General features: G+C 43.6%; 8 protein-coding genes. 4 read left to right on the top strand and 4 right to left on the bottom strand.

The window, feature by feature from the left end:
* Positions 1 to 184: 184 nt before the first annotated feature.
* Positions 185 to 670 (bottom strand): peptidylprolyl isomerase, encoded by a 486-nt coding sequence (locus QL982_RS00710; RefSeq protein WP_290161987.1) that lies wholly within the window; start codon positions 668 to 670, stop codon positions 185 to 187.
* Positions 671 to 1,004: 334 nt separating this feature from the next.
* Between QL982_RS00710 and QL982_RS00705 the strand changes: the two genes are divergently transcribed.
* Positions 1,005 to 3,035 carry a PDZ domain-containing protein gene (locus QL982_RS00705; protein WP_290161985.1) on the top strand — a complete coding sequence of 677 codons (2,031 nt, stop codon included), beginning with the start codon at positions 1,005 to 1,007 and terminating at the stop codon, positions 3,033 to 3,035.
* A gap of 149 nt (positions 3,036 to 3,184) precedes the next feature.
* Here the strand turns inward: QL982_RS00705 and QL982_RS00700 are convergent, their stop codons facing one another.
* From QL982_RS00700 to QL982_RS00690, 3 genes are all read right to left on the bottom strand, one after another.
* Positions 3,185 to 4,039, bottom strand: coding sequence for a DUF305 domain-containing protein (locus tag QL982_RS00700; protein ID WP_290161983.1), 855 nt, complete (start codon positions 4,037 to 4,039; stop codon positions 3,185 to 3,187).
* 165 nt (positions 4,040 to 4,204) lie between these two features.
* Positions 4,205 to 4,819: a pseudouridine synthase gene (locus QL982_RS00695; RefSeq protein WP_290161981.1), complete on the bottom strand. Its 615-nt coding sequence runs from the start codon at positions 4,817 to 4,819 to the stop codon at positions 4,205 to 4,207.
* 493 nt (positions 4,820 to 5,312) lie between these two features.
* Complete coding sequence (locus QL982_RS00690) at positions 5,313 to 7,532, bottom strand: NADP-dependent isocitrate dehydrogenase (protein ID WP_290161980.1); 2,220 nt, start codon at positions 7,530 to 7,532, stop codon at positions 5,313 to 5,315.
* Between the two features lie 610 nt (positions 7,533 to 8,142).
* On the opposite strand from QL982_RS00690, the gene QL982_RS00685 reads away from it, so the two are divergent.
* The 3 genes from QL982_RS00685 to glyA all read left to right on the top strand — a co-directional run bounded on the left by QL982_RS00685 (position 8,143) and on the right by glyA (position 11,923).
* On the top strand, positions 8,143 to 9,531 hold the full coding sequence (locus tag QL982_RS00685) for a GNAT family N-acetyltransferase (protein WP_290161979.1): 1,389 nt from the start codon (positions 8,143 to 8,145) through the stop codon (positions 9,529 to 9,531).
* Between the two features lie 215 nt (positions 9,532 to 9,746).
* The gene (locus QL982_RS00680) at positions 9,747 to 10,250 is read left to right on the top strand and encodes a chorismate lyase (RefSeq protein ID WP_290161977.1); all 504 of its coding nucleotides are present in this window, start codon (positions 9,747 to 9,749) and stop codon (positions 10,248 to 10,250) included.
* Between the two features lie 416 nt (positions 10,251 to 10,666).
* Entirely contained in the window at positions 10,667 to 11,923 is a 1,257-nt protein-coding gene (gene glyA, locus QL982_RS00675) for a serine hydroxymethyltransferase (RefSeq protein ID WP_290161975.1), read from the top strand.
* The last annotated feature ends 147 nt before the right edge of the window (positions 11,924 to 12,070 follow it).

The raw sequence follows: 12,070 nt of genomic DNA, 5'->3' as shown, positions 1-12,070 counted from the left end.
TTTAATATCACTGTAGATGTAATCAGTGTTCAGTTTATAGAGGAGTACATTTATATTAATTTGAAACTTACCATAAAATAAGCATAAAAAAAGGCCAGTGACTTTATCTGCTACTGGCCTTTTAGATTAGAAGACAAATTTAATAATTTATCATCTAACTATTTTCACTATACTCTAGAGGAGATTAGTGCTCAACGCCGCCAGCACCATGTACATGGCCATGGTTGAGCTCGTCTTCAGTTGCTGCACGTACTTCTTGAATTTCAACATCGAATGTCAAACGCTTGCCAGCCAATGGATGGTTTGCATCAACGGTTACTTCTTCATCGTTTACAGCAGTAACGGTAACTAGCATGACTTGGCCACCAGCTTCTGACTGAAACTGCATACCAGGCTGGATGTCTTCAACGCCTTGGAAGTTGTCACGTGGTACGTGCTGTACAGCTTGCTCTTGGTACTCGCCATAGCCATCAGCAGGTTCAACGACTGCATTGACTTTCTCGCCAGCAGACTTACCTTCTAATTGTGCTTCTAGACCTGGGATAATGTTGCTGTGACCATGTAGATAAGCAAGTGGCTGACCTTCTGGTGACTGGTCAAGTACATTGCCTTCGTCGTCTTTTAGTGTGTAATTGAATTTGACGGCAGTGTCTTTTGCGATAGTAGTCATAAAATATCCTAAATATATCTATGTAAAAAATTAAATGCGGTTGCAATAAACCTAAAAAAGCCAATCTGCAAGCCAAATGGCCACGTCATTAGTCAATTATCATCAGTTTATTAAAGTAACTTTAGCAGTTAGCATCTTTAATTGAGATGGCCCACATAACTTTCAAGGCGAAAAACATAAAAAATGCCAATTAATGCCAATTAATATCACAATTTACAATAATAACTGCTATTTTCTATAGTTAGTGGATAGCGATTGGCTATTCATGGTTTGGGAGTTGCATTTTTGGAGCAGGACTCCTACCATAATTATAAAAATAAGGACGACAGATATTATGACTTCATTTGCCAATACCACTAATAATCAATCCGTGAGCCATATCTCAACCAATCATGATGATGCTAAAGCTCAAACGATGGCTGATATCAGTTATCAATTTGATTTTTCCCGTTTCTTCGAACATTTGGTCGATGTATCACTGACCTTTACGGCCCTATCTGATGCGCCGCAGCTTTGGCTACCAGCATGGATACCAGGCAGTTATCTGATGCGCGAATTTGCTCGAAACATCACGGCGGTACACTATCAAGTGATAGATGCCCAAATCGTAGATAGCGACAAGCAGTCAAAGACTCATCGCGCACGCAAAATTGACAAAAATACATGGCAGCTGCCAGCGGTGCAAGCAGGGCAGACGGTTATTGTAGAATACGAAGTCTATTGCTATGACTTGTCTGTGCGTACAGCCTACGTCGATCAGCAACGACTTTATGGCAATTTTACCTCACTTGCGCTCGCAGTCGAGGGACAAGAGCAAGCGCCTGTCCACGTTAGCTTAATCGTTCCTGAGACATTTTTTGCAGATAAAGAAAGTGGCAAAGTACTGTTGGCATCTGGTTTGGACGCTACGCATCTGCGCCTTGATGAACAGCAAAAAGATAGTCAGCAAGCAGACAGTCAACACATTTATAAGTTGCAGGCAGCCAATTATCATGAGCTGATTGATTATCCCTTTGAGATTGCAGAGCAGGAAAAATTTGATTTTATTATTCATGATAATGAGCACCAGACGCTACATCACAGCTTTTACCTTTCAGGTAAGCAGAATGCCAATCTAGGTCGATTGCAGCAAGATATTACTCAGATTTGTCAGACCTATGTAGACTGGTTAGGTGATGCGCCATTTGACGATTATACGTTTATGACCTTTGCCAGTGGTCAGGACTATGGCGGGCTTGAGCATATCAACTCTACTAGCCTTATCACCCCGCGCAATGACTTACCAGGTACGCATGAGCCAAAATTACCAAGTACGGATTATCAAAGATTTTTGGGGTTGTGTAGTCACGAGTATTTTCATTCATGGTGGGTTAAGACGGTACGACCTGATGTCATGATCGATGTCGATTTACGCCGTGAGGCATTTACGCCATTACTTTGGGTGTTTGAAGGGTTTACGTCTTATATCGATGATTTTATGTTGCAAGCGTCAGGCGTGATTGATAAAGCCAATTATCTTCGACTGCTAGCGGAACAAATCAATCGCTACTATCAAACTCCAGGGCGCGGCAATCAAAGCGTGGCAGAGTCGAGTTTTGATGCTTGGATAAAACTGTATCGCACCGATGAAAATACAGGCAATGCGGGTATCAGCTACTATAATAAAGGGGCGCTGGTGGCCTTATGTCTGGATCTGATTTTACTCAAAAATAGTGACGGTCGTTATCGCCTATTTGATGTGGTCAAAGCTTTTTATACCCAAGCCAAGCAGAACGACAGCAAGCGAATCGGTATCAATAGTGCTGATATGAGCGCGGTAATCGAACAATTTATGCCGCTAGCAGAATGGGAAGATTTTGAACGCCGTTACGTCAATGGGGTAGAAGAGCTTCCAATTGAAGCATTGCTAACTGCAAACGGTGTCAAAATACAGGCGAATACTAAAGAAACCGCTGACAAACATGTGCCGTGGGGTATGCGATGTAATGAAACGCCAGCTGGTCTTAAGGTCAATCGTGTGATGCGAGATAGCGTTGCTGCCAGAGCTGGTATCTCAGCACACGATGTCATCATTGCGATTGATGGCATCAAAGCAGACAATAAACAGCTGGCATCTTTGATTAATACCACACGCCCCATTGAGTGCCATTTTTTCCGCCGAGATGAGCTGCTTTGTGTTCAGGTTCAGCCTAAAGTGACAACTAAGGTCAAGCTGCAAGATAGTATAGAGAGCATGACTGGCACAGTCCCTCCTCATAAAGTGAGCCTACGCTTAGCCAAAGGGGATAAAGCTCTAGAAACTGGTAGTGAGCATCCACAAGGAGAGGCAGGCTGGGAGACATGGCTTAATATCATGAAACAATAGCTTCGATGTCATATCAAAAAAACTGCAATATGAAAAACCCTCTGCCGAGCAATAATGCTTAGAAGAGGGTTTTTGGCATAGCTTTCACTCTTTTCGATATGTCTAAGTCACTTGAGTGATTAAGGCATCATGAAGTGGGCTGTCACGTCCTACTGATCTACCGTTTTAGTATCAATATTCTCAGCGTCGGTGGTATCGATATCAACGCCTTCGATATCAATGCCTTCATCTGTAGCGCTACTGTTTTGCTCACTATTCATAACCTGAAGCGCCGCAATCCAATTTTTCATTATATCAATCTCGGTTTGTTGGGCATCGATGACCTCTTGTGCCAACTGCCGCATCTCTTCATCAGTGCCATACTCAAGCTGAACTTTTGCCATATCGACTGCCCCAATATGATGCGGTAGCATGCCACGTGCAAATGCCATATCCGGCATAGGGTCAGCAACCCCTAAGGTCATCTCACCATGCATATTATTCATACCTTCAGCGTATGCTTGCTGCATTGCTACGGTGTTTGGCTTAGGTTTGGCGGCGTCAGGGTGGCTGGCAAGCCATCTGTTTAGCACATCGATTTCAGCTTGCTGTGCTGTGATGATATCTTGGGCAAGTTGACGCATGGCTTCGTCAGTGCCATATTTCAGCTGAATTTTTGCCATCTCTACCGCGCCGCGATGATGCCCCAACATGCCTTTCGCAAAGGCGGTATCAGGATCGTTATAACCCATACCAATCATCATCTCATCATGCATTCTGGTCATCGACCTTGTATAGTCTCTGAGCATATCTGTCATTTGAGTGTCATCGCTGACGTTATCCTCTTCTATCACCGCATTCTCCGTCATACCGTCATGCTCGGCATGGGTCATATCCGTTACTGGCGGTGTAGTTTCCTCTGCAGGTGTTGGCTGATTGTCCTCTGTCGTCGGCCGACAGGCACTCAGTATAAGCGCCGCAGAAATACTGGTGGCCAACGAAACCAAACGATGAGAAGCAATCATGACATATCCCTATTGTGAGAAATCAAACGATAAATGGATGATACCTATTATACATAATCAATTACGTGCTGAATCTTAGCAGATAAACCTTACTCATTCGAGACGCGATATTTAAAAAGTCGTAATATATTTATTTTAGAATTTTATATTGGCAGATAGTCTGAATTAAACGAGAATACCCAATTGCCGACCATGCTCGCTATTCAGAGTAATGCGCATAAACTCGCCAACCGCTAATTCGCCCAGCTCAAACCCTGCCACCGACCAGCGTATCAAACGTAAGCAAGGCAGCCCCACATGAGCAGTCATGCGCCTTACTTGACGGTTTTTGCCTTCATAAATAGTCAGCATCAGCCATGAGTCTGGCACGCTTTTACGTTCACGTATCGGTGGGTCACGTTGCCAGAGTGGCATTGGCAATTCATCTTCACTGACATGTTTAATCTCAGCAGGTAAGGTTTTGCCATCTTTGAGAATCACACCTTTTTGGAGCTTACTAAGCTGCTCAGGTGTAGGGATGCCTTCAACTTGTACTAAGTACGTCTTGCCTTGTTTACGCCCAGCATTGGCTTTGGGTGGATGGGTAATGGCTTTATTTACTCGACCATCATCAGTCAGAATCAGTAAGCCTTCTGAGGTCGCATCAAGCCTGCCAGCCACCCGCAATGATTTGTCCGTAAAATATTCCGATAGCGTGGTATGGTTGTTATTACTGTCATCTCTGAACTGACTTTGCACGCCATAAGGTTTATTGAATAGTACGAGACTAGAGGTAGACATAAACAGCTATTTCCTAAATATAAATGAGTCAGTATTACTTACTATCAAAATGATGATACACCCTAACATTCAAAATAAAAATGAGCACACACTCTGGATATACTGCGTCCTGCTACAAAAATAAGACGGTACGAGCTAAGGGCTTCCATTTCATCTATATTTTGATAGGTTTGTCATGTTTTTTGGATACTATATGTTTTTCTAGTTAAGATAAGCATCTATTATAAAGTGTTTTTCTATTGTTCACAGGGCCACTCATGTTTTTTGCTGAGATGATAAGAGGGCGTCGGCTGTACGACGGCAACCATAAAAAGGCTCTACAATACAATCATTCCAATATAACTTGGACATGCTATGAAAGACCATAAAAAACACCTCAACGCCCTAAGACGGTTGAGGTGTTTTTTTATTAAGACTGAAACTCACTTAATCGCTTCTGGATATAAATCCCAACAGCGACTAAGCTTAACTGTCTAAGTGCAATCGCTTAAAATTACAGCGATGCCAGTGTTTCGTTGAACAAAGCACTTGGACGCATGGCTTTCTTAGCCAGTTCTTCATCGGCATAGTAGTAGCCTTTGATGTCCACAGGCTTGCCTTGAGCTTGGTTAAGCTCTTTGACGATAGCCTCTTCGCTGTCTTTAAGCTTTTGCGCAAATGGTGTAAATTGTGCTTTTAGCTCGCTATCTTGGTCTTGCGCTGCCAGCTCTTCAGCCCAGTACATGGCCAGATAGAAGTGACTACCACGGTTGTCCAATTCACCTGTTTTACGTGATGGTGATTTGTCATTCAACAGCAGTTTTTCTGTCGCTGTATCTAGCGTGTCAGCCAATATTTTGGCTTTAGCATTGTTATCGTTCTCGGCTAAATGCTCCAAAGATACGGTCAAGGCCAAAAACTCACCCAATGAATCCCAACGTAAATGGTTTTCTTCTACGAGCTGCTCAACGTGTTTCGGAGCTGAACCACCTGCACCTGTTTCGAACAGACCACCACCTTTCATTAGTGGTACGACTGATAGCATCTTGGCACTGGTGCCTAGCTCTAGAATTGGGAACAAGTCAGTTAGATAATCACGCAAGATGTTACCAGTGGCAGAGATGGTATCCAGACCACGAGCAACGCGCTCTAAGGTATAACGCATGGCACGAACTTGTGACATGATTTCAATGTGTAGACCTGTAGTGTCATGATCCTTCAAGTATGTCTGAACTTTTTTGATCAGCTCATTCTCATGTGGACGATATGGGTCTAACCAGAAGATAACAGGCGTGTCTGATTCGCGCGCACGGCGAACAGCCAGTTTCACCCAATCTTGGATAGGGTCATCTTTAACCTGACACATGCGCCAGATATCGCCTTTTTCAACACGTTTTTCGAGTAATACTTCATCAGTATCTACATCAACAATACGTGCAATACCTGCATTGCTCGACTCAAAAGTCTTGTCGTGTGAGCCGTACTCTTCTGCTTTTTGTGCCATCAAGCCAACGTTAGGAACCGTACCCATTGTCGTTGGATCAAAGTTACCATGCCATTTACAGAAATTGATCATTTCTTGATAAATACGGGCAAAGGTAGACTCAGGCATAACGGCTTTGCAATCATATAGTTTGCCATCAGCGCCCCACATTTTACCGCCATTACGAATCATAGCAGGCATTGATGCATCTACGATAATGTCGCTTGGAGAATGGAAGTTGGTGATGCCTTTTGACGAATCAACCATGGCCAGACGTGGGCGATGCTCTTGGCAAGCATGCAAGTCTTGCTCAATCTCTTCGCGCTTTGAGGCTGGCAAAGTTGCAATTTTGTCAAACAAATCAGCCATGCCGTTATTGACGTTAATGCCTAGCTCGTCAAACGTCGCGCCATGTTTTGCAAAGGCTTCTTTGTAGTAGATACGAACCGCGTGACCAAATACGATAGGGTGTGACACCTTCATCATAGTGGCTTTTACGTGTAGTGAGAATAGAATACCGGCTTCGCGGCAATCTTCCATTTCACGCTCATAAAAGTCTAGCAATGACTGCTTGCTCATAACCATTAAGTCAATCACTTCTTTATCAAGCAAAGCGATCTTAGGTTTCAAGACTTTGTTGGTGCCGTCATCAAGTAACAACTCCATACGTACGGTGCGCGCTTTATCTAAAGTGATCGATTGTTCGCCATCATAGAAGTCACCGCCATGCATGTGTGACACGTGCGTGCTTGACCACTGCTTCCACTCACCCATAGAATGCGGATGCTTGCGAGCATAGTTTTTAACGGCTTTAGGGGCGCGGCGATCTGAGTTGCCTTCACGCAATACAGGGTTAACTGAGCTACCTAGGCTTTTACCATAACGGCGACGAAGTTCTATTTCTTCGTCAGTCTGTGGATCTTCTGGGAAATTAGGTAATGCAAAGCCTTTGCTTTGCAACTCTTTGATACAGGCTTTCAGCTGCTGCACAGAAGCACTGATGTTTGGCAGTTTAATGATATTGGTGTTTGGATCTTGTGTCAGGCGACCTAGCTCAGCCAAATTATCAGGCACACGCTGCTCTTCCGTTAAATATTCTGGGAATTCAGCCAATACTCGTGCAGCAACAGAGATATCTGTTGTCTCAACAGCAACGCCTGCTGTTTTGGTAAATGCTTCAACAATAGGCAAGAATGAAAGGGTTGCTAGAGCAGGGGCCTCATCAGTTTTTGTATAAATAATTTTTGACATTGTAATCGGGTATCCCTTTAGTTGTCGTTAATAATCATGCGTACATAAACAGTTAGACAATACTATGTCATAACGAATTATATGGTTAGATCAAGTCCATCATATGTAATCTCGAAATGTCAGAGACCACTTAAATTTTTCTTTTACTCATATCGACTAGCATTCATTAAACGGGCATTTCAAGACGGTACGTTGACTGTCTGTACAAACCTGCCTGAAAGTGAACTGCTGACTTCATATTATAGTTAATCCACTATAAATCGGCTATGATGTCAATCTTATATAATGAACTAAGTATATTGTTTTCGCTCATATCCTATGTATCTGAATTATACTAAGCTAATAACAACCTTATTCTACCAGTCATCAGCTTCGATATCATCTTTTCCATGCAACTACTGTCTTTTCATTGGCTTTTATAATGAGATGGAGAGTAGGATATAAGCATCATTATAAAAAACAGCCACCTCTATTATAGTAGGTGGTTTTTTATTGCATAGAGATGAATTTTTGCAAATTGTGACAGCAAGCTATCAAAAATTTGCTAGGCTAGGTCACTAACCAATCGGTTATCGATAAATATATAGCGACTATAATAATGACAAAGAGTATGAGTTTAGAATACGCGCTGATTAATGATACCAGTTGGCAGAGTCAGGCAAACTGGCAGACACCAGATACCCCCTTTATGTCGTTTGCCTTTTGGCAAGCGCTGGCAGACACGGGTGCGATAGGTGAGCAGGCAGGTTGGTTGCCAATATTTATTTTGGTGCACCGTGTCGCCGATTATGCTGATAGCGGTGACAGTAACGACAAAAAAGACAGCAATGGCAATGCAATAGACGGTGTAGAAGGACATGCATTGCATCCTGTTGCGGTATTACCCGTATTTATAAAGGGTCATCATCGCGGCGAGTTCGTGTTTGATCATGCATGGGCAGAAGCCTATGCACGCTATGGCATTGATTATTATCCGCGATTGGTCAGTAGTGTCCCTTATACACCGATTACGGGTCAGCGCTTGTGGTTGGCCACAGGTGAAACCTTAAGTGAAGAAGTTATAAAGACGGCTATCGCAGGTGTTGATGATATTGCTCAACAAGTAGGCGCATCCAGCTGGCATGGATTGTATGTCACGCCTGAGCTCGCCTCTGTCGCGACCGCAGTACTGCCGACAGATATCGATATAGATCAGGCATTAGCAGCTCAAGATAATGGCCTAGAGCCAACCGCAATTGAGATGCCCATATTGGAGCGTCAAGGCTGTCAGTTCTTGTGGCAAAATAAAGACTTGCTGCAAGAGAGTCAGCCGTTCGCAGATTTTGATGCATTTCTAATGACGCTAAGAGCCAAAAAACGCAAAACCATCCGTGCTGAGCGTCGCAAAGTTGCTGAGCAAAATATCAGCTGTCAGCGTAAGTGTGGGGCGGATATTACCGATGCTGACTGGAAAGCGTTTTATCACTGCTATGTGATGACCTATGCAGTGCGAGGTCAACAGCCTTATCTGACGATAGATTTTTTTATGGCATTAGCACAGAGCATGCCTGAGCATCTGATGCTCGCCCAAGCACTCAATGATAATGGCGAAATTATTGCCAGTAGTTTGTTCTTATACGATAAACCTGATAGCGACAAGGCTGATGGTGACAATGTTGGTGGCGATAATAATGCGACCTTATATGGGCGCTATTGGGGGGCGCTGGGCGAGTACGACAGTTTGCACTTTGAGCTGTGCTACTATCAGGGTATCGAGTTTGCCATTGAGCAAGGTCTGACGTATTTTGATCCAGGTACGCAAGGGGAGCATAAACTGATTCGTGGTTTTATCCCAACCACAACGCACTCGCTGCACCGTATTTATGATCCACGTTTTGTACCCGCGATTGCAGATTTTTGTCGCAAAGACCGTGAGCATATGGCACAGTACCGCCAGCAGGCATTTGAGGCCTTGCCTTTTAATGCAGACAATATGCCGGATTTTGATATAAATAATTAGGGCGTGTCCTCAATTCAATCGATAGTCATCTAAATGGGTTAAAAATGGCTAAATCTTGCCAAACAGCGTCAAATAGCTGACTAATATCTCGATATTATCTGCGCTATTTTCCTTGTTTGACTGCGATTTATCTCATTTTTATCACCATTTTTAAAATGAGGACACGCCCTAGTCTCACCCTTTCTTATTCAATACTTCACAATTAGCCGTTAATTATGTCCAGTACTCAAACATCCTGTTTTAACAATCTGTCACCTCCTACTGAGCTACTACCGTGGCTCAATGCTAAAGGCTCTCTCACTGCCATGTTGGAAGTAAAAGCAGGGCAGCCTTTGCGTGTAGAGCGTAGCTTTGAGGGCTATCGGCAGCTGTCTCTGGTACAAAAAAAACAACTGGGTCTGCAAGGTGCTGCGCTAAATCGTCCCATGATGGCTTGGGTACGTGAGGTGCAGCTATATGGCAATGATAAGCGACCGTGGGTAGCAGCAGAGAGTATCTTCCCGTTACCCAGCCTAAAGGGTCGCGCACGTCGTCTACAACAGCTAAAAGGCACGCCCATCGGTTATGTATTATTCAAACGCAGTCGTACATTGCCCAATCAGCGTTTTCTCCAGCAAACAGCCGAAGGGTGGCAACGGCAAACCCATTATGACTGGTATGGTCGAAAAATCATGATTAGTGAAACGTTTTTGCCTGCGTTTTTATCCAGCCATTTTTAAAAAATTCTGCCTATGTGAGCATATAACAGCGTGTTGGTTAGGATGTGAGACAGGTAAATCCTTTATTTTATTGGCTATTTATCTGCGTTATATGACCATTTAATTTACTCATATTCAGGTGGGCTTTTTTTGCACTCACAGTACAAATTTTCATGTTACACTCAGTCTTTAGCGATGGTATCAATACAAGGATATATTGGGTCCATCGCCGAAATGGACACGTCAATGGCAAGTCAACTGCCTATGTTTTTATTAACGCTTTGCTAATAGATGCCAGTCACAATATCTGTAGTACCATGACACTGAGCACAAATTGCCTCAATCTTACTTCAAGTAATATTGAGACAAAAATTGTCTTATTGTGGGCAAGCTATGGCTTTTTTTAATGACAATAATTCACTAAATAGGACATTATTATGTTTAAAGATATTTCTATCAAAGATTTCGATCCAGCACTTGCTGAAGCGATGGCCGCAGAAAGCGTTCGCCAAGAAAATCATATCGAATTGATTGCATCTGAAAACTATTGCTCACAAGCAGTGATGGAAGCACAAGGTACTGACCTCACCAACAAATACGCAGAAGGCTATCCTGGTAAGCGTTATTACGGTGGTTGTGAACATGTGGATGTCGTTGAACAGTTGGCTATTGATCGTGCAAAAGAATTGTTCGGTGCTGAATATGTCAACGTCCAACCACATTCAGGTAGCCAAGCAAACTCTGCTGTATTCTTAGCGTTGCTAAAAGCAAACGACACGGTACTAGGCATGAGTCTAGACGCTGGTGGTCACTTGACGCATGGCGCTCACATCAACTTTTCAGGTCTGAACTACAATGCTGTACAGTACGGATTGGTAGAAGGCACTGGCCTTATTGATTATGACCAAGTAGACGCTCTAGCACGTGAGCACAAGCCAAAAATGATCATCGCTGGTTTTTCAGCTTACTCGCAAGTAGTCGATTGGCAGCGTTTCCGTGACATCGCGGACGAAGTAGGCGCTTACCTGTTAGTCGATATGGCTCACGTTGCAGGCTTAGTTGCTGGTGGTGTTTATCCAAACCCAGTACCTTTCGCTGATGTGGTTACGACGACCACGCACAAAACCCTACGTGGCCCACGCTCAGGTTTGATTTTGGCGCGTGATGAGGTACTTGCTAAAAAGCTAAACTCAGCCGTATTCCCAGGCAACCAAGGTGGCCCGTTGATGCATGTCATCGCGGCAAAAGCAGTTTGTTTCAAAGAAGCGTTGGAAGATAACTTCAAAACGTATCAGCAGCAAGTGGTCAAAAACGCGCAAGCGATGGCAAAAGTCGTTCAAGAGCGCGGTTATGAAATCATCTCTGGTGGTACTGAAAACCATCTCATGCTGATCAGCCTCGTTAAGCAAGAAATGACAGGTAAAGAAGCGGACAAATGGCTTGGCGACGCTCACATCACTGTGAACAAAAACGCTGTACCAAACGATCCAAAATCTCCGTTCGTAACGTCTGGTATCCGTATCGGTACGCCAGCCATTACTACTCGCGGCTTCAATGAAGCACAAGCGGGCGAGTTGGCAGGTTGGATTTGTGACGTGCTAGACAGCCGTGGTGACGAAGCGGTCGCTACTGAAGTACGCGCTAAAGTAGAAGCGATTTGTGCAGAATTACCAGTTTACGAAAAAAACCAGTAAGCTTAACTCTGTACTGATTTAGACGGCGCTTATTAAGCGTTATCTAACAAAAACCGCTTAGCATTTGCTAGGCGGTTTTTTTGTGAATCATAGAGTGATAGGTTAGTATGTACTACAATCTAAATCTTCAATAAATAGCAATTACAG

Origin of the sequence: Psychrobacter sp. 5A.1 (assembly GCF_030407455.1) — a bacterium.
Lineage (GTDB): Bacteria > Pseudomonadota > Gammaproteobacteria > Pseudomonadales > Moraxellaceae > Psychrobacter.
Note: the sequence above shows the minus strand (reverse complement) of the source record. Positions and strands in the feature narration are given on the sequence as shown.